Origin of the sequence: Cupriavidus pauculus (genome assembly GCF_003854935.1) — a bacterium.
Lineage (GTDB): Bacteria > Pseudomonadota > Gammaproteobacteria > Burkholderiales > Burkholderiaceae > Cupriavidus > Cupriavidus pauculus_C.
Window position 1 is genome coordinate 1,752,726 of the sequence record NZ_CP033970.1, and the last position, 18,798, is coordinate 1,771,523.

General features: G+C 69.6%; 15 protein-coding genes. 7 read left to right on the forward strand and 8 right to left on the reverse strand.

The window, feature by feature from the left end:
- Positions 1 to 9 precede the first annotated feature (9 nt).
- On the forward strand, positions 10 to 1,398 hold the full coding sequence (locus EHF44_RS25960) for a hypothetical protein (RefSeq protein WP_124686540.1): 1,389 nt from the start codon (positions 10 to 12) through the stop codon (positions 1,396 to 1,398).
- A gap of 15 nt (positions 1,399 to 1,413) precedes the next feature.
- On the opposite strand, the gene EHF44_RS25965 is transcribed toward EHF44_RS25960, so the two are convergent.
- On the reverse strand, positions 1,414 to 2,175 hold the full coding sequence (locus EHF44_RS25965) for an SDR family oxidoreductase (RefSeq protein WP_124686541.1): 762 nt from the start codon (positions 2,173 to 2,175) through the stop codon (positions 1,414 to 1,416).
- Positions 2,176 to 2,338: 163 nt separating this feature from the next.
- Between EHF44_RS25965 and EHF44_RS25970 the strand changes: the two genes are divergently transcribed.
- Positions 2,339 to 3,238 carry a LysR family transcriptional regulator gene (locus EHF44_RS25970; RefSeq protein WP_124686542.1) on the forward strand — a complete coding sequence of 300 codons (900 nt, stop codon included), beginning with the start codon at positions 2,339 to 2,341 and terminating at the stop codon, positions 3,236 to 3,238.
- A 13-nt stretch (positions 3,239 to 3,251) separates the two neighbouring features.
- On the opposite strand, the gene EHF44_RS25975 is transcribed toward EHF44_RS25970, so the two are convergent.
- Together EHF44_RS25975 and EHF44_RS25980 are read right to left on the reverse strand one after the other, a co-directional pair.
- On the reverse strand, positions 3,252 to 4,370 hold the full coding sequence (locus EHF44_RS25975) for an NAD(P)H-dependent flavin oxidoreductase (protein ID WP_124686543.1): 1,119 nt from the start codon (positions 4,368 to 4,370) through the stop codon (positions 3,252 to 3,254).
- A 40-nt stretch (positions 4,371 to 4,410) separates the two neighbouring features.
- On the reverse strand, positions 4,411 to 5,298 hold the full coding sequence (locus tag EHF44_RS25980) for a LysR substrate-binding domain-containing protein (protein WP_124686544.1): 888 nt from the start codon (positions 5,296 to 5,298) through the stop codon (positions 4,411 to 4,413).
- Positions 5,299 to 5,448: 150 nt separating this feature from the next.
- Here EHF44_RS25980 and EHF44_RS25985 point away from each other — a divergent pair, with 150 nt between their 5' ends.
- Positions 5,449 to 5,904: a DUF1801 domain-containing protein gene (locus tag EHF44_RS25985; protein WP_124686784.1), complete on the forward strand. Its 456-nt coding sequence runs from the start codon at positions 5,449 to 5,451 to the stop codon at positions 5,902 to 5,904.
- 4 nt (positions 5,905 to 5,908) lie between these two features.
- Here the strand turns inward: EHF44_RS25985 and EHF44_RS25990 are convergent, their stop codons facing one another.
- Genes EHF44_RS25990 through EHF44_RS26005 form a run of 4 tightly spaced genes read right to left on the reverse strand, consistent with a single transcriptional unit; the run spans position 5,909 to position 10,052 of the window.
- Positions 5,909 to 8,203 carry a xanthine dehydrogenase family protein molybdopterin-binding subunit gene (locus EHF44_RS25990; protein WP_124686545.1) on the reverse strand — a complete coding sequence of 765 codons (2,295 nt, stop codon included), beginning with the start codon at positions 8,201 to 8,203 and terminating at the stop codon, positions 5,909 to 5,911.
- A complete protein-coding gene (locus EHF44_RS25995; protein WP_124686546.1) occupies positions 8,200 to 9,294 on the reverse strand; it encodes an FAD binding domain-containing protein in 1,095 nt (364 codons plus the stop codon). Before EHF44_RS25995 ends, EHF44_RS25990 begins: the two co-directional genes overlap by 4 nt.
- A 3-nt stretch (positions 9,295 to 9,297) precedes the next feature.
- The gene (locus tag EHF44_RS26000; RefSeq protein WP_124686547.1) at positions 9,298 to 9,846 is read right to left on the reverse strand and encodes a (2Fe-2S)-binding protein; all 549 of its coding nucleotides are present in this window, start codon (positions 9,844 to 9,846) and stop codon (positions 9,298 to 9,300) included.
- 5 nt (positions 9,847 to 9,851) lie between these two features.
- A complete protein-coding gene (locus EHF44_RS26005; RefSeq protein WP_124686548.1) occupies positions 9,852 to 10,052 on the reverse strand; it encodes a hypothetical protein in 201 nt (66 codons plus the stop codon).
- Between the two features lie 289 nt (positions 10,053 to 10,341).
- On the opposite strand from EHF44_RS26005, the gene EHF44_RS26010 reads away from it, so the two are divergent.
- Genes EHF44_RS26010 through EHF44_RS26025 form a run of 4 tightly spaced genes read left to right on the forward strand, consistent with a single transcriptional unit; the run spans position 10,342 to position 16,110 of the window.
- Positions 10,342 to 13,488: a response regulator gene (locus tag EHF44_RS26010; protein WP_124686549.1), complete on the forward strand. Its 3,147-nt coding sequence runs from the start codon at positions 10,342 to 10,344 to the stop codon at positions 13,486 to 13,488.
- Positions 13,470 to 14,363 (forward strand): CheR family methyltransferase, encoded by an 894-nt coding sequence (locus EHF44_RS26015; protein ID WP_124686550.1) that lies wholly within the window; start codon positions 13,470 to 13,472, stop codon positions 14,361 to 14,363. Before EHF44_RS26010 ends, EHF44_RS26015 begins: the two co-directional genes overlap by 19 nt.
- A gap of 8 nt (positions 14,364 to 14,371) precedes the next feature.
- Entirely contained in the window at positions 14,372 to 14,968 is a 597-nt protein-coding gene (locus EHF44_RS26020; RefSeq protein WP_124686551.1) for a chemotaxis protein CheB, read from the forward strand.
- Between the two features lie 8 nt (positions 14,969 to 14,976).
- Positions 14,977 to 16,110, forward strand: coding sequence for a hybrid sensor histidine kinase/response regulator (locus EHF44_RS26025; protein ID WP_124686552.1), 1,134 nt, complete (start codon positions 14,977 to 14,979; stop codon positions 16,108 to 16,110).
- A gap of 7 nt (positions 16,111 to 16,117) precedes the next feature.
- Here EHF44_RS26025 and mdeB read toward each other — a convergent pair whose 3' ends face one another.
- On the reverse strand, positions 16,118 to 18,775 hold the full coding sequence (gene mdeB / locus EHF44_RS26030; RefSeq protein ID WP_124686553.1) for an alpha-ketoglutarate dehydrogenase: 2,658 nt from the start codon (positions 18,773 to 18,775) through the stop codon (positions 16,118 to 16,120).
- Between the last annotated feature and the right edge of the window lie 23 nt (positions 18,776 to 18,798).

The following is an 18,798-nucleotide window of genomic DNA, read 5'->3' on the forward strand; positions in this document are numbered from 1 at the left end:
GGTTGGGACATGGAAGAAATTCCGGCGCGTCAGGAGCCGCGGGCGCCGTCGGGCTGGTTGTTGCTGGCGGTGCTGGTCGCATTTGAAGCGGTTGGTGTGCTGGTTGTTTTTGCCGGATGGCCCAAAGGCGAGACGGTGTGGTCCAACGCGTTCGTTTATCAGGCGCTGTATATACCGTTGACGATATGCACGGCGCTGCTGGGTGGATGCCTGTACGCCGGCTATGAGTTGCCGGCTGACAGCGCTTGGCTCTGGAACGTGCGGCGGCAATGGCGCGCCTATTACTGGTTGAACTGGGCGCGCGGCCATGTGGCGATTGTCGACAGCGTGGTGCTGACGCCCGAGAACGATCTGGCCGAGCGGCTGCTGGGGCTCGAAGGGGCGCCGCCGGTCAATCCCGACAAGGTGCTGGCGCTCGACCTCGATGCGCCGGCGGGCAGCTCCCGTCTGGTCTGTGCGCTCGAATCCTTGCTGTCGCCGCTGTTGCCCGTCTTGACACGATTGGTCCGGTTGGGGCCCCTCGAAATCGTCCTGCAGACCGCCGACGAAGGAGATCTAAAGGAATTGCTACGCCTGATGCGCCAGCTCAGGGTGCCGGACCGCGTGTCCGCAAGGTGGACGCCGGGCAGCAAGGCGGCGTGCATGGATACCCTGTGGGGCGCCGCGCCGCCACTGGCCGGGTCGCGGCTCGTGCTGGCGTGTCAGTTGCACGATGGGCAGGAGGCGCCGGAAATTTCCGAAATCGCCGTCGCCGTGCTGCTGGCGGCGCCGCAAACGCTGGCGGGCGCCCGACCGCCGATCAGGCCGCAGGGCAACCTGTGCCGCGCCATCACCGCCGAGGCGGATGGCGTCGAGGCGGCGCTGGCGAAGCTGGTCGATGCCGGGCAGGTGCCGGCCAAGCGGATCAAGCAATTCTGGTACACGGACCTCAGCAAGGGGCTGCGGCATGCGGTCACGACTGCTGTCGGGGACTCGGCGCTGACCGTCGCCAGCCACGACATCGACCGCGCGCTCGGTCGCCCAGGTCCCGCGCATGCCTGGCTGGCCCAGGCGCTGGCGGCCAGCATGATCGGGCACGGGCAGGGCGCGCAACTGGTGGCTACGCCCTGCAGCGCGGGTGTGGCGCTCAATGTGGTCGGCCCGGCGCCGGTAGCGGCCGTTCGCCCGACTGACTACGGCCCGCTGCCGCTGTCGCTGTTCTGGACGATGGGCGCGGCGGGCTTCACGGCGCTGCTGCTCTGTCTCGATCTGCCCGGGAAGGACGATGCCCGCGACGCCGTCCTGCCCGTGTGGGCCTATCCGCTGATCTGGCTCGGGCTGACGGCCGCGCAGGTGGGGATGAGCATCGTCCACCAGCGGCAGACCTCCACGGCGTTCGATCAGGTCGACGGCCGCTGACCCACCGCCCGCGTCTCAGATAATTCCGCCGTTGGCCCGCAGTGTCTGGCCGTTGATCCACGACCCGTCCGCGCCGGCCAGGAAGGCCACGGCATTGGCGATGTCCTCCGGCTTGCCCAGGCGTTCCAGCGGTGCCATTTTTGCCATCTTGTCGATCAGTTCCGGCGATTTGCCGTCGAGGAACAGTTCGGTGGCGGTCGGGCCGGGAGCCACGGCGTTCACGGTGATATTGCGGCCGCGCACTTCCTTCATCAGCACGTGGGTCATGGCTTCGACGGCCGCCTTGGACGCCGCGTAGACGCCGTAGGTCGGCATCAGCAGTCCCACCAGGCTCGACGACAGGTTGATGATCCGGCCGCCGTCGCGCAGCCGGCGGGCGGCTTCGCGCATCGTGTTGAAGCTGCCCTTGACGTTGATGCGCATGATGCTGTCGAACAGGGCGTCGTCGCTTTCCGCCACGGTCGCCAGTTTCATGATGCCGGCGTTGTTGACCAGCACGTCCACCCCGCCAAACGCGGCTTCGGCGGCGGCAAACATGCGCGCGACGGCGGCGGCGTCGCCGACGTCGGCCTGGTGGGTCAGCGCGCGGCCACCCGCGGCCTCGATGTTGGCGGCGACGGCCTCGGCATCGCTGGCACTGCCGGCATAGTTGACGACGACGGTAAACCCATCGGCGCCCAGCCGGCGGGCGATGGCGGCGCCGATGCCGCGCGAGGCGCCCGTGACGATGGCAACGCGCTGGCCAGTCGGGGCGGAAGTGGACGAGAAAGTGGTCATGTCGGGCTCCAGTGTGGATCGTTGGTCGAACCGCGTCGGCGCGGTGTGACTGCACTATCGGCGATAGTCGGCACTGGATAATCGGCCTAGAATTGCCATCACTTGTTCTGCCAGGGAAACAATACGCCGTTAAATATGGCGTATGCGCCATATAGAGGCCAAATTGGACCGATTCGATGCGATGCGGCTCTACACCCGCGTGGTGGAGCGCCGCAGCTTCACGCTGGCTGCCGGCGACATGGACGTGCCCCGGTCGACGGTGACCAAGGTCATTGCCGATCTGGAGAAACGGCTAGGGGTTCGGCTGCTCCAGCGCACCACCCGCGTGGTCCGCCCGACGCTGGACGGCGAAGCGTATTACCGCCGCTGCCTGCGCATCCTCGACGATATCGAGGACGCCGAGGGCGGTTTCAGCGGGGCCGAGCCGCGCGGGATGCTGCGGATCGAGGTGCAGGGCACGCTGGCGCGCCATTTCCTGATGCCCGGCTTTCCCGATTTCCTGGCGCGCTACCCGCAGTTGCAGATCACGATGAGCGAAGGGGACCGGTGGGTGGACCTTGTGCAGGAAGGCGTCGACTGCGTGCTGCGCTACGGGCGGCTGCCCGACAGCGAACTGGTGGCGCGGCAGGTGGCGATGCTGGACCGGCTGACCTGCGCCACGCCCGCCTATCTGGCGCGGTTCGGCACGCCGGCCAGCTTTGACGCGCTGGACGGCCACCGCATGGTCGCCATCCGCCAGATGAGCACCGGCAATGTCACGCCGCTGGAATTCACCGTCGGTGATGACCTGAAGACCGTGTCGCTGCCGTGCCCGCTCGCAGTGACCGGCACGGAGAGCTATCTCACCGGCATCGAACTCGGGCTCGGGATGGCGCAGGTGCCGCGCTTTCACGTGATCGACCAGCTTCGGCGCGGCTCGCTGGTCGAAATCCTGCGCGACACGCCGCCGCCGTCCCAGCCCGTGTCGCTGCTCTATCCCCGCTCGCGGCAGCTTTCGCCGCGCGTGCGGGCGTTCCTGGACTGGGCGGCTGGCGAGTTTGCCCGCAGCCCGTTGCTGGCCTGAAGCCTGCCCCGGTTCAGGCCAGCGTGGCCCGCAGCCCGGCCAGTTGGTCGAGCGCGGCCTTCAGTTCCTGTTCCAGCACGAAGACCATCTCGCCGGCCGGCATCGCGCGCGCCAGCGGCACGGCCTGGCCGGCCCATTGCGCCGCGTAGTCGCTGACGCCCTTGGCCTTGGCCGCCGCGTGCAGCGCCTTGCCGGCGTCGTAGGTGACCGGGTAGTCCGGAATCGCAGGCGCGCCGGCGGCGGTGCCCAGCCGGGTGAAATGGCTGGTGAAGCCGCGTGCGGCGCGGCCGGAGATGGCGCGCGTCAGCGTGGTCGGGCGGGTTTCGGCCGCCGTTAGCGCGCTGCGGTAGGCCGCGTCGGCGGCCGATTCGTCGGTGGCCACGAACGCCGTGCCCAGTTGCGCGGCAACCGCGCCCAGCGCCAGTGCCGCCGCGATCCCCGCGCCGTCCATGATGCCGCCAGCGGCGATCACCGGCAGCCGTGTGCGCGCTACCAGCAGGCGCACCAGCGCAAACGTGCCCAGCCCTTCGTCCTCGGCCGCGGTGTCGAATACCCCACGGTGCCCGCCGGCCTCGATACCCTGGGCCACCACGGCGTCGATGCCGGCCGCCTCGATCAGCCGCGCTTCCTGCAGCGACGTGGCGCTGGCCAGCAGCACGATGCCGGCGGCGCGCAGCGCGTCGATGCGATCCTGCGGCGGCAGCCCGAAATGGAAGCTGACCACGGCCGGCTTCTCTTCCAGCAGCATCTGGTACATCTCGTCGTCGACCACGAAGCTCTTGTAGATCTCGCGCAGGTTGGCGGGCGGCGTGGCGCCGAATTCGGCAAACGCGGACGCCAGGTAGGCCAGCCACCCAGACTCGCGCTCGGCGTCGGGCTGGGCCGGCGCGTGGCAGAACAGGTTGATATTGAACGGGCGGGCGGTTAGCGCGCGCGTCTCGCGGATGACCTGGCGCGCGCCTTCGGCGTCCATGGCGCCGACGCCGAGCGAGCCCAGGCCGCCGGCCTCGGATACCGCCGCCGCCATGGCGGGCGTGCTGACGCCGGCCATCGGCGCCTGGATGATCGGCAGCCGGAGGCCCAGACGGGCCAGCAGAGGGTGGGAAGTGTGCTGCGGGAAGGCGGTGTTCATGGCGAGAATCCTTGGAAAACGGGCGAAATAGGGCAGGGCGCTAGCTACGGCGCAGCGCCTGCTGGAATGCTTCGAAGGCCGACGTGGTAAAGCCGGCCCGCTGGATCAGGAACGTGTGGACCTTGCGCACGGGCACGGTCTGCCACGCGGCGCCGTCGTCGTGCATCGCCAGCAGGGACCGCGGCACGATCGCGACCGCCGACCCGGCCGTCACCTGGGCCAGGATCGCGTGATAGGAGGGCAGTTCGATGACGGTCAGGCGGCGGCGCACGCCGTCGCCGGCCTGTTCGAGCCAGTCTTCGGCACAGCGCCGATAGGTGCAGCCCCGGGCAAAGGCGGCCAGCTGCCGCAGCGTCACGTCCACGGGGCGGCGCACCTTGGGATGGGTGGCCGGCAGCACCAGCACCAGTTCCTCGGTCTTGAGAAACGTGCCGTCCAGGCCGTCGCCCAGTTCCGCCAGGTCGATGTCCTTGTGGGCGCCGGCGCCCGGGTGCGCCACCACCGCGCAATCGAGCCGCCGTTCCAGTACCGCGTCGGCCAGCGCCTGCGACGTACCGGTGGTCAGTTCCACGTCGACGTCGGGCCACGCGGCATGGAAGCGGCCCAGCGGCCCCGGCAGCAGCGTGGCCGCCGTGCTTTCCATCGATCCCACGCGCAGCCGGCCGCTCGGGGCGTCCGCGCGCATGGACTGGCGCGCTTCCTCGGCCAGCGCCAGCAACTGGTCGGCGTAGCCCAGCAGCCGCTGCCCGGCCGGCGTCAGGATCATCTGCCGGTTCGCGCGCTGGAACAGCGTCACGCCCAGGCTTTCCTCAAGCTGCTTGACGCGGGTGGTGACGTTGGATTGCACGCGTTCCAGCGCCTTGGCCGCGCGCGTGACGCTCTGCTCACGCGCCACGGCCCGGAAGATTTCGAGTTCGGCCAGTTCCACGCTGTATCGACGACACCAGGGTGTCGTTCTCGAATAGGGATTAAAGTTGATCGAAGTATTGTGTTTGGAGAATCGATTGTCAACCCCGGCGGGCAGGGCGGCACGTGTCCTATAGTGATGTGTCAGGAACACCAGAACGGGAGACAAATGATGAAAAAAGACGCAGCGGCAGATGGCATTCCGGCAGCCGAGCTGATCGACGCCAGGATTGCCGAGCTGGGCGACTGGCGCGGCGAGCTGCTGGCGCAACTGCGAGCGCTGGTCCGCGAGGCCGACCCCGATGTCGTCGAGGAATGGAAGTGGAGCGTGCCGGTGTGGTCGCACGACGGCATCCTGTGCACGGGCGAGGTCTACAAGGCCGCCGTCAAGATGACCTTCCCGAAAGGCGCGTCGCTGCCCGATCCCAAGGGCCTGTTCAATGCCAGCCTGGAAGGCAACGTGCGCCGGGCCATCGACTTTCCTGAAGGCGGCCGGATCGACCGCCCGGCGCTCAAGGCCCTGATCCGCGCGGCCGTGGCCGCCAACCAGGCCACGGTCAAGGCCCGTACGACAGCCAAGGCGCGCCCGAAGCCGGCCCCGGCCGCCAAGGCCAGGGCCCGCGCCTAGGGCTTCAGCCGGCGACAAGCTTGTCCGGCGTCATCGGCGTGGTGCGCAGCCGCTTGCCGGTGGCGTGGTAGATCGCGTTGCTGATGGCCGCCGCCACGCCGACGATGCCGATCTCGCCCACGCCCTTGGCGCCAATCCGGCTGACGATCCGGTCGTCTTCCTCGACGAAGATGACGTCGATGTCGCGGATGTCGGCATTGGCGGCAATGTGATATTCGGCGAGATTGTGATTCATGAAGCGGCCCAGGCGGTGGTCGCTCAGCGTTTCCTCGAACAGCGCCTGGCTGATGCCCCAGACCACGCCGCCCGATATCTGGCTGCGGGCCGTCAGCGGATTCACGATCCGGCCGGCCGCCACGGCGCTGACCACGCGCGTCACGCGCACCGCGCCCAGCGCCTCGTCCACGCGTACCTCGCAGAACACGGCCGAATGCACCGCCCGCACGGTCTGCTTCTGCTTGCGCACGTCGGGCAGCAGCAGGTGCCGCACGCCAAGCTGGGTCTTGCCGCACGCCAGCAGCAGCGAATCGAGCGGGATGCTGGTATCGGGCTGCTGCCGCAGCCGCATGGCGCCGTCGGCGAACTCGACGTCGTCAAACGCGCACTGTTCAAAGCCGCGCCCCTTGACCGTGCGGGCCAGCCGCCAGAGCTGGCGGCGCAGCTTCTCGCAGGCACCGTCGACGGCCGAGCCCACCGTGGCGATATGCGACGACCCGCCCTCGATCGGCGCGAACGGCAGGTCCGAGTCGCCCAGCCGGAAGATCACCCGTTCCACGGCGATGCCCATCGCATCGGCGGCAATCTGGCTGATGGCCGTATAGGTGCCGGTGCCGATGTCGCTGGCCGCGCAGGTGATTTCCAGCCGGCCGTCGGCCAGCAGTGTGGCGCTGGCGCGGGCGGCCATCTGCAGCGCGTCCCAGGTGCCCGTCGCCATGCCCCAGCCGACCAGTTCGTTGCCGTCGCGCATCGCGCGCGGTGCCAGCGGCCGCTGATCCCAGCCGAACGCGCGCGCGCCCTGCTCGTAGCAGTCCATCAGCTGCTTCGTCGAGAACGGCAGCCCCTGGTTGCCGTCGCGCGTGGCGTAGTTGATGCGGCGCAGCGCCAGCGGATCGATGCCGGCCGCGTACGACAACTCGTCCATGGCCACTTCGATCGCGTGTACGCCATGCGCGGCGCCGGGCGCGCGCATGTCCATCGGCGTGTACTGGTCCAGCGCCACCAGCTTGTACACGTAGCGGATGTTGTCGCAGGCGTAGAGCTGCCCGGACCAGTTGACCACCACCTCGACGTAGTCTTCCTGCCGCGACGTCTCGGCGATGGCTTCGTGGATGATCGACGTGAGCCGGCCGTCGCGCGTGGCGCCCAGCCGCACGCGCTGCCAGGTCTCCGGCCGATGGCCGAACGTGAACATCTGCTGGCGCGTCAGCACCACGCGGACGGACCGCTTCAGATGCAGCGACGCCATCACGGCCAGCAGCAACTGGTACTGCGGCCGCAGCCCGGACCCGAACGCGCCGCCGACAAACGGGTTGCGCACCGTGACCTTGCGGCCGGGCAGACCGAACACGCGGGACACCATCCAGCGCGAATTCTGCGAGCCCTGCGTCTTGTCATAGATGAGCAGATGGCCGCGGCTGTCCCGGATCACGGTGCTGGCGTGCATCTCCATCGGATTGTGGTGCTCCACGCCGGCGTAGAACTGGGCGTCCACCTTGACCTCGGCGCCCGCGAACGCCGCGTCGGGATTGCCCTTGGGCTTGGGCGGCTTGGAAAAGCCCACCTTCAGCGGGCTGGGCTCGTGCGCGGCGTCGCGCCGGGCCAGCAGGTTGGTCTCGTGGGGCGCCGGCGCGTATTCCACACGCACCAGCGTGGCCGCGTGTCGGGCGGCCTCGAACGACGTGGCCACCACTAACGCCACGGGCTGGCCGCTGTAGTGGATCTCGTCGTCGTGCAGCGGCCGGAACGGCTTGCCGGCCGGAGCGGTCATGTCCTTGTAGAAGAAGCGCATCGACCGCATCGGCGGGCGATGGTCGTGCGTCAGTACGTCCAGCACGCCGGGAAAGGCGCGGGCCGCGTCGGTGTCGATCCGCGCAATCCGGCCGCGCGCGATCGTGCTGTTGACCGCCACGCCGTAGCAGAGGTCGGGCGACTGGTGCTCGGCCGCGTAGCGGGCGGTGCCGGTGACCTTGGCCAGGCCGTCGATGCGCGGCAGCGGGGTGCCGATGCCGGCCGGGCCGGCGTTGCCGGGGGCCATCGGCTGCTGGTCGGCTTCCAGCGGCGGCAGCGTGGTTTCGCTCATTGCCAGCCCTCCTCGCGGCAGGCGTCCTGCCCGGTGTTGGTGAGCACGCCGGCCGTGGCCATTTCCAGGGCCCGCACGATGGCGCGGTGCGCCAGCGGAATCTTGAACGCGTTGCCGGGCGTGCTTTCCGGCAAGGCGGGGCCGCCCCAGGCGCGGGCGTCGCGCAGCACGAAGGCGGCCACGTCGGCGAACGTCTGGGCCGTGGCCGGGCGCCCGGCCAGCATCGCTTCGGCGTCCCGGTCGCGCCAGGGCTTGTGTGCCACGCCCCCCAGCGCCAGCCGCGCGTCGCGGATGGTCTGGTCGGGCTCAAGCGCCAGCGCGGCCGCCACCGACACCAGCGCGAATGCATAGGACGCCCGCTCGCGCACCTTCAGGTAGGTACTGTGGCCCGCGAACGCGTTGGGCGGCACGCTGATATGGGTAATCAGCTCGTCGGGCGCCAGCGTGGTGTCGTGCTCGGGATGGTCGCCGGGCAGCCGGTGAAATTCCTGGAATGGAATCTCGCGCGGCCCGCGCACCGATTCCACGTGGACCACGGCGTCCAGCGCCGCCAGCGCCACGCACATGTCGGACGGATGCGTGGCGATGCACGCCTCGCTGGCGCCCAGGATGGCGTGCTGGCGCGCCAGCCCGTGCGCGGCCGGACAGCCGCTGCCGGGGTCGCGCTTGTTGCACGGCACGCCCGCGTCGTAGAAGTAGTAGCAGCGGGTGCGCTGCAGCAGGTTGCCGCCGTTGGTGGCAACGTTGCGGATCTGGCCCGAGGCGCCGGCCAGGATGGCCGCGCGCAGCAGCGGAAAACGCTCGCGCACCAGCGGATGCTCGGCCGTGTCCGCATTGCGCGCCATCGCGCCCAGGTGCAGCGTGCCGTCGTCCCATAGCTCGATCTCGTCGAGCGGCAGCCGGCCGATATCGACCAGCGCGCCGGGGCGCATGACGTTTTCCTTCATCAGGTCCAGCAGGTTTGTGCCGCCTGCGAACAGGCGCGGCAGGGCGGCCGGGTGGGCGCCGTCCGGGGCATTGCCGAGCTGCCCGGCGATGACCGCCAGCGCCTCGGGCACGGATTCCACGCGGATATAGCGAAACGGGTGCATGGCTTATCCCTCTGCGGGTGGGGTGGACTGGGGCGGCGCGTCCACGCCCAGCGCCTGCGCCACGGCCTCCACGATCTGCGGATAGGCGCCGCAGCGGCACAGGTTGCCGCTCATCCGCTCGCGGATTTCGGCGCGGTTGCGCGGGGGCGTCTCGCGCTGCAGCGCCACGGCCGAGCAGATCTGCCCGGGCGTGCAATAGCCGCACTGGAACGCGTCGCAGGCCATGAACGCGCGCTGGACGGGGTGCAGGTCGGGGCCGGGATGCAGGTCGGCCACGCCCTCGATGGTCGTGATGTCGGCGTCGTCGTACGCCACGGCCAGCGCCAGGCAGCTATTGATGCGCCGGCCATCGACAATCACGGTGCAGGCGCCGCACTGACCGTGGTCGCAGCCTTTCTTGGTGCCGGTCAGGTCCAGCTGGTCGCGCAGCAGGTCGAGCAGCGTGGTCCAGACGGGCAGGTCGAGCCGATAGTCCTGCCCGTTGATGCGCAGGTGGGTCCGGCGCCGCTGGGGCGCCTGGACGCTGTCGGGGAGGTGGACGGGGGCATCCATCGTCGTCAGCCTGAAATGTCCGGCTTGTCGCTCTGCGGGCGGTTGCCCTGCTCGTCGCGCGGAGACTGGTCCTCGCGCATGATCTCGTTGGGCGTCGGGGCCGCCTTGCCGGCGTCGGCGGGCGCCTTGTCGGCGGGGTCGCGCGGCTTCGCGGACGGGTCAGCGGCGGGCGGCGTGGGGGCGCCGGGGTTGTTCTGCGATGCCATGGCGGGCTCCTGGGGGTCGTTGCAGTGCCAGCAGGCGCGCAATTGTCGTACCCGTGCCGTCCCCGGCGCCACGCCCGGCGCGGCCGGCCGGAACGGGGCGCGGGATTGCAGTTTTCGAACCGATCCGGTGTAACGGTTGCCGATCGGCGGCGTGCTGCGGCGCAGCAAATGTCGGTGCAACACCGACAGCCATTTCGGTCGGCGCGGGGTAGCATGAGTCGCTTTGCGTTGGCGATCTGGCCGTCCGGCAATCCGGGGCGTTGCCGTGACCTTTTCGACATCCATCGGTATGCACCCGTCCTCCCTGCAACGCTTCCTGTTCGGCGTCATCATCGTCCCGGTCTCGCTCGTCGTCGTCTTTGGCGTCGACGCGATGACGCCGCTCGGCCTGGCCGTCTGGCTGTTCTACCTCGTGCCGGTCTGCCTGTCGCTCTACGGCAACGACGCCCGGCTACCCCTGATCACGGCGGCCGCCGCCACGGTGCTGATCGGTATCGGCTACGCGCTGTCGCCCTCCGGCGGCGCCAACGTCCTGTTCGCGATCATCAACCGGTCAGCCGGCGTGATCATGGCGTGGTTCCTGGCGGTGGTGGTCTACCGCTACATCGTGGCGCAGCAGGCCATGCAGCGCGCGAGTTGGCTGCAGCAGTCGCAGGTCAGGATCCACCAGGCGGTGCGCAACGCACAGTCGGCCGGCAATGTCGGCGACGCGCTGGTCCGCGCGCTGGCGGACGTGCTGCAGGCGCACGTCGGCGTGGTCTACCAGGTGGACGGCGCGCAGTTGCAGCGCCTGGCCACCTGGGCGCTGGCCGATGCCGACCGCCTGCCGCAGACGCTGGCCAAGGGCCAGACCCTGGCCGGCCAGGCGGCCGCCGAGAACCGCGTGATGGCCGTGGGCGGGCTGCCGGCGGATTACCTGCAGGTGTCGTCGGCGCTGGGCCGCTCGGCACCGACCGAGATCATCGCCGCGCCGCTGACGGCGGAGGGCGACGTGGTCGGCGTGGTGGAACTGGGCTTCATCAAGGCGCAGCGCGACACGGCCGACGTGGTGGAACTGCTGGAGCGGCTGGGCGAGTCGATCGGCATGACCGTGCGCGCCGCCGTCTACCGCGGCCGGCTGGAAAAGCTGCTGGCCGAGACGCAGCGCCAGAGCGAGGAACTGCAGGTGCAGCAGGAAGAGCTGCGCGTGTCGAACGAGGAACTGGAAGAGCGTGGCCGCGCGCTGATGGATTCGCAGGCGCGGCTCGAAGCCCAGCAGGCCGAGCTGGAGCAGACCAACGTCCAGCTAGAGGAACACGCCCAGCGGCTGGAAGGCCAGAAGCGCGAAATGCTCGCCTTCCAGGCCGAACTGGCGGCCAATTCGCGCGCGCTGGAACGCTCCAACCAGTACAAGAGCGAGTTCCTGGCCAATATGTCGCACGAACTGCGCACGCCGCTGAACAGCGCACTGATCCTGGCCAAGCTGCTGCAGGAGAACAAGGAAGGCACGCTGACCGACGAACAGGTGCGCTACGCGGCCACGATCCACGCGGCCAACACCGACCTGCTGAACCTGATCAACGACATCCTGGACCTGTCCAAGATCGAGGCCGGGCACCTGGTCATCGAGCCAGAGACGGTGGAGCTGAAATCGCTGAGCAGCACGCTGCAGAACCTGTTCGGCCCGATCGGCGAGGGCAAGGGCGTGCCGTTCCGCGTGGAGTTCATGCCCGGCGTGCCCGAATCGATCGTGTCCGACAGCCAGCGCCTGCAACAGGTGCTCAAGAACCTGCTGTCCAACGCGTTCAAGTTCACGGAAACCGGCTCGGTCACGCTGGCGCTGGCCGCCCATGGCGACGATGCGGTGCGCTTTGAAGTGCGCGACACCGGCATCGGCATCCCGAAGGATAAGCAGCAGGTCATCTTCGAGGCATTCCAGCAGGCCGATGGCACCACGAGCCGCCGCTATGGCGGCACGGGGCTGGGGCTGTCGATCTCGCGCGAGCTGGGCCGGCTGCTCGGTGGCGCAATCTCGGTGGCCAGCGAGCCGGGGCAGGGCAGCGTTTTCGCGCTGACCGTGCCGCGCGTGCTGTCGACCGATGCCGCCTCGCAGGCCGGGCTGCTGACCCAGCCGCCCGCCGCGGCCCCGATCATGGCGCCGCCGTCGCGTGCGGTGCCGCCGGCTCCGGCGCCCGCGTCGGCCCCGCCCGAGCGCGTGCAGCCCGGCTTTCCGGCGCCGATTCCCGACGACCGCGACCATCGCACGCGCGGCAACCGGCTGATCCTGGTGGTCGAGGACGACATCGACTTCGCCGGCATCCTCTACGACCTGGCCCACGAACTCGATTTCGACTGCATCCACGCCACCACGTCGGCGCAGGGCCTGGAACTGGCGCGCCAGCACCAGCCGTGCGGCATCCTGCTGGACGTGGCGCTGCCCGACCAGTCGGGCCTGACGCTGCTGGACTGGCTCAAGCGCGACCCCTCCACGCGGCACATCCCCACGCACCTGGTGTCGGTCAGCGACCACGCCGAGGCGGCGCTGCACCTGGGCGCGGTGGGCTACACGTTCAAGCCCAGCGAGCGTGAGAAGCTGGCCGCCGCCATCCGCGGACTGGAGGCCCGCATGACGCCGGGCCAGCGCCGCGTGCTGGTGATCGAGGACGATCCGGCGCTGCGCGAGAGCATCCGCGCGCTGCTGAAATCGCTGGACGCCGAGATCGTCACGGCCGACAGCGTGGCTGCCGCCACCGCCACGCTGAACGGCACGCCGTTCGACTGCGTGGTGATGGACATGGTGCTGCCCGACGGCACCGGCCACGACCTGCTGGCGCACATGGCCAACACGGCGCTGGCCGATGCCAACCCGATGCCGCCGGTCATCATCTACACGGGCCGCCAGCTCTCGGCCGAGGACGAGCGCCGGCTGCGCAAGTATTCGAAGTCGATCATCATCAAGGGCGCGCGCTCGCCGGACCGCCTGCTGGACGAAGTGACGCTGTTCCTGCACAGCGTGGAGTCGTCGCTGCCGCCGGAGCACCAGCGCATGCTGCGCGCCGCGCGCAACCGCGACGACACGTTCGACGGCCGCAAGCTGCTGCTGGTGGAGGATGATGCGCGCAACATCTTCGCGCTGTCGAAGGTCATCGAGCCGCTGGGCGCCACCGTGGAGATTGCCCGCAGCGGACGTGAGGCGCTGGACATGCTGAACCGCATGGACGACGTGGACCTGGTGCTGATGGACATCATGATGCCGGAGATGGACGGCATCACCGCCATGCGCCATATCCGCGAGATGCCGCGCTTTGCGCGCCTGCCGATCATCGCGCTGACGGCCAAGGCCATGCAGTCCGACCGCGAGGCGTGCCTGCGCGCCGGCGCCAACGACTACATCGCCAAGCCGATCGACGTCGACAAGCTGCTTTCCCTGTGCCGCGTATGGCTTCACGCAAACTGAAACCGCAGGGCCCCCGCGCCCAGGTGGCCGTGCCGGGGCTGGACGGCGGCGTGGTGCTGCCCGACGCCAACTTTGACATCGAGCTGGAACTGCTGCTGCAGGCCATCTTCCTGAAGTACCAGCACGACTTCCGGCGGTACTCGCGCGCGTCGATGCGCCGGCGGCTGCAGCAGGCGCTGCAGGACATGCAGGTGCCCACGCTGTCGCAACTGCAGGACCGCATGCTGCGCGATGCGGCCGTGTTCGGCCGGCTGCTCCAGTACCTGACGGTGCAGGTCAGCGAGATGTTCCGCGACCCGGCCTATTTCCTGGCCATCCGCGAGCACGTGGTGCCGGTGCTGCAGACCTATCCGTCGGTCAACGTCTGGGTGGCCGGCTGCAGCAGCGGCGAGGAACTGTGGTCGCTGGCCATCCTGTTCGAGGAGGAAGGGCTGGCGGCGCGCACCGTGTTCTATGCCACCGACATCAACCCGGAAGCGCTGGCCATCGCCCGCACCGGGGTCTACGACGCCGGGCGGCTGCGCGGCTTTGGCGAAAACTACCTGGCGGCCGGCGGCCGGCGCTCGCTGTCGGACTACTATCACGCGGCGTACGGCAAGGCCAAGTTCAACGCCCAGCTGATCCGCCAGTCGGTGTTTGCCGACCACAGCCTGGCCACCGACAGCGTGTTCCAGGAGGCCCAGCTGGTCTCGTGCCGCAACGTGCTGATCTATTTCGACCGCCCGCTGCAGGACCGCGCCATCGGCCTGTTCCGCGACGCGCTGGCGCGCCGCGGCTTCCTGGGCCTGGGCAGCAAGGAGAGCCTGCATTTCAGCGCGCATGCGCAGGATTTCGAGACGGTGGCGTCGCACGAGCGGCTCTACCGCAAGCTCTGAGGACCGACATGGACAGCACGACGCGGACGTATGGCGGGGTGGTGATCGGCGGCTCGGCCGGCGCGCTGGAGGCGCTGAACGCGCTGTTGCCGATGCTGCCGGCGCACATGGTGCCGCCCGTGGTGGTGGTCATGCACCAGATGCCGTCGGGCCCGAGCCTGCTGCCCGAGATCTTCACGTCGCGCTGCGTGCTGCCCGTGCTGGAGGCCGAGGACAAGCTGGCCGTGCAGCCGGGCCACCTGTACGTGGCCCCGCCCGACTATCACCTGCTCGTGGAACGTGATCCCGACGCGCCGGACGCCGTGCGGCTGGCGCTGTCGGTCGATCCTCCCGTGCGCTTCTCGCGGCCGTCGATCGACGTGCTGTTCGAATCGGCCGCCTATGCCTGGCAACGACGGGCGCTGGGCATCCTGCTTTCCGGCGCCAACGACGACGGCGCGCGCGGGCTGGCGGCCATCCGCGCGGCCGGCGGGCAAGCCTGGGTGCAGACGCCCGAGAGTGCGCTGGTCGACACCATGCCGCAGGAAGCGATCACGCGCGGCGCGGCAGACCGCGTCCTGACCCTGGAAGCGATTGGCCACGGGCTGGCCCGCCTGACTGAATGACCCCTACCATGCAACCTCCCGTCAAGATCCTCGCGGTCGACGATATCGCCTCGAACCTGACCGCGCTGGACGCCGTGCTGGCCCGGCCGGGCGTCGAGATCGTCCACGCCAATTCCGGCGCCCAGGCGCTGGAACTGCTGCTGGAGCACGAGTTCGGCCTGGCCATTCTTGACGTGCACATGCCCGAGATGGACGGCTTCGAGCTGGCCGAGCTGATGCGCGGCAGCAAGCGCACGAGCCAGATCCCGATCCTGTTCCTGACCGCGGCCGGCCACGACAGCCAGCGCGCGTTCCGGGGCTACGCCACCGGGGCGGTCGACTTCCTGTTCAAGCCGGTTGATGCGCGCGTGCTGTCCGCCAAGGTCGACGTGTTCGTGCAGTTGGCCCAGCAGAAGCAGCTGCTGGCCGAGCAGCTCGAAACCGCCCAGCAACTGCTGAAGACCAACGAGATGCTGATGGCGGTGCTGGCGCACGACCTGCGCACGCCGCTGTCGGCCATTATCGCGTCGGCGTCGTTCCTGGGCCGTTTTGGCGGGGAAGAGAAGCTGAAGCCGGCCACCGACCGCATCGCCCGCAGCAGCCAGCGCATGGCGCGCATGGTGGACCAGCTGCTGCACGTGGCGCGGCTGCACGGCGGCCGCGTGAGCCTGATGCCGCAGGCGTCTGACCTGGGCGCGATCTGCGCGGCCATCGTCGACGAATGCCAGGTGTCGCGGGGCGCGGCGGCGGTGACGCTGGAACAGCGCGGCGACACGCGCGCGACGATCGACCCGGACCTGATCGCGCAGGTAGTGCAGAACCTGATTGGCAACGCGCTCCAGCACGGCGATCCGGCCAGCCCTGTGGTCGTCACGCTGGACGGCACGGCGGCCGATACGCTGGTGATGTCGGTGTCGAACGGCGGCGTGATCGACGCCCGCGCGCTGCCCCATATCTTCGAGGCGTTCCGATCCGGCGCGGACGCGCCGGCGGGCGGCGGCACCCCGGAAGGGCTCGGCCTGGGCCTTTACATCGCGCGCGAGCTGGTGATGCTGCACGGCGGCACCGTGGTGGCCGATTCGTCGCCCGAGCAGCGCACCACCACCTTCACCATGACGCTGCCGCGCGAATGCTGCACGGCCCAGCGGGCCATCCAGCCCTGAGCGGCCGTCAGCGCGCCCAGGGTGCCTCGGCCGTCGCCTGCAGGCCGTAGCGCGCCACCGCCTCGGCATGGCGCGTGGCATCCACGGCATGCAGCGCGGCAGCCACGATGTGGTGGCGGTCGATACCGAAGAAGCGGCGCAGCGCGCCGCGTGTGTCGCTGCGGCCGAACCCGTCAGTCCCCAGTGCGATGTAGCGGGCCGGCACGTACGGCGCGATGAGCTGCGCGTAGGCGCGCACGTAGTCGGTGGCGGCCACGACCGGCGTGGAGCCGGCCAGGCAGCGGGCCACGTGGCTGGTGGCGTCGGCATCGCCGCCGAACATCTGCTGCCGCTCGCATTCCCGCGCATCGCGGGCCAGTTCCGGGAAGCTCGTCACGCTCCATATCTCGCTGGGCACCTGCCAGTCCTGCGCCAGCAGCTCGGCGGCGGCAATCACCTCGCGCAGGATCGGGCCGGAGCCCAGCAAGCGCACCCGTGGCGCGCCGTCGCCCTGCGTGCCGAAGCGGTACATGCCGCGCACCACATCGGCGTGGGCCGATTCGGGCAGCGGCGGATGGGCGTAGTTCTCGTTGTTGACGGTGATGTAGTAGAACTCGTCGCGTTGCTGTTCGAGCATCGCCCGCGCGCCGTGGTCGATGATCACGGCGGCCTCGCCGATGAAGGCCGGGTCGTAGGCGCGGCAGTTGGGCACCGTGGCGGCCACAAGCTGGCTGCTGCCGTCCTGGTGCTGCAGCCCCTCGCCGGACAGCGTGGTGCGCCCGGCCGTGGCGCCGATCAGGAAGCCGCGAGCGCGCTGGTCGGCGGCGGCCCAGATCATGTCGCCCACGCGCTGGAAGCCGAACATCGAGTAATAGATGTAGAACGGCAGCATCGGCTCGCCGTTGACGCTGTAGGACGTGGCGGCCGCCGTCCACGACGCCATCGCGCCGGCCTCGGTGATGCCTTCCTCCAGAAGCTGGCCGTCGCGGCTTTCCTTGTAATAGAGCATCGAGCCGGCGTCCTCCGGCTCGTAGAGCTGGCCCACCGGCGAATAGATGCCGATCTGGCGGAACAGGTTGGCCATGCCGAACGTGCGCGCCTCGTCGGCCACGATCGGCACCACGCGCGGGCCGATGGCGCGGTCCTTGATCAGGTTCGTGAACAGCCGCACGACGCCCGTGGTGGTCGACACCTCGCGGCCGTCCGGCGCCAGCGCAAAGCCGGCGTAGGCTTGCAGCGGTGGCACGGGCAGGGCCGGCGCCTGCGTGCTTCGGCGCGGCAGGAAGCCGCCCAGCGCGGCGCGGCGCTCGCGCAGGTAGCGCATCTCGGGGCTGTTCTCGGCCGGCTTGTAGAACTGCATCGATTCCAGCGCGGCATCGTCGATGGGCAGCTGGAACCGCTGGCGGAACGCGTGCAGCGCGTCGGTATCGAGCTTCTTCTGCTGGTGGGCCGTCATGCGCGACTCCCCGGCGTTGCCCATGCCAAAGCCCTTCTTGGTCTTGGCCAGGATCACGGTCGGCCGGCCCGTATGCCGCACGGCCGCGTCATAGGCCGCGTGCAGCTTGCGCAGGTCGTGGCCGCCGCGCCGCAGGCCGTCGATGTCGGCGGCGCTCATGCCGGCCACCAGCGCCTTCAGCTCGGGGTCCTGGTGGAAGAAGTGGGACAGGTTGTAGTCGCCGTCCTTGGCGCCCAGGTTCTGGTATTCGCCATCGACCATGGCCGCAAAGCGCTTGAGCAGCGCGTGCTGGGTATCGCGCGCGAACAGGGCGTCCCATTCGGAACCCCAGACCACCTTGATGACATTCCAGCCCGCGCCGCTGAACAGCGCCTCCAGCTCGTTGATGACCTGCCCGTTGCCGCGCACCGGGCCGTCCAGCCGCTGTAGATTGCAGTTGATGACGAACGTCAGGTTGTCCAGCCGCTCGCGCGCGGCCAGCGACAGCGCGGCCAGCGATTCGGGCTCGTCCATCTCGCCGTCGCCGAACACGCCCCAGACGCGGCGTCCGGCCGTTGGCGCGATGCCGCGGTGCTCCAGGTAGCGCAGAAAGCGCGCCTGGTAGATCGCGCTGATCGGGCCAATGCCCATCGAGCCGGTCGGGAACTGCCAGAAATCGGGCATCAGCCACGGATGGGGGTAGGAACACAGGCCGCCACCGTCCACCTCCTGCCGGTAGCGCGCCAACTGGTCCTCCGACAGCCGGCCCTCCAGGAAGGCGCGCGCGTACACGCCCGGCGCCGAGTGCGGCTGGAAGAAGACCAGGTCGCCCCGGCGCTCGGCCGTATCGGCGCGAAAGAAGTGCTGGAAGCCGACTTCGAAGATCTCGGCGGCCGACGCGTAGCTGGCCAGATGGCCGCCCAGTTCGCCATACGCCTTGTTGGCGCGCACCACCATCGCCAGCGCGTTCCAGCGCAGGATGGCCGTCAGCCGTTGCTCGATGGCAAGGTCGCCGGGGTAGGGCGGCTGGGCGTGCGCGGGAATCGTGTTCTGGTAGGCGGAGTACGGGTGGGCGCGGTGGTCCAGCCCCAGGTGGCCGGCATGCTGGCCCAGCTGCTCCAGCAGGAAGCCGGCGCGCTGCGGGCCCGCGCAGTCCACGACGCCGCTCAGCGCGTCCAGCCATTCGCGGGTTTCGAGTGGATCGATATCGCCGTCGATCTGCAGCGGTGTCAGCGGTTCGGCGCGCCCCATGGCCGGTCTCCTGATGCGGTTGT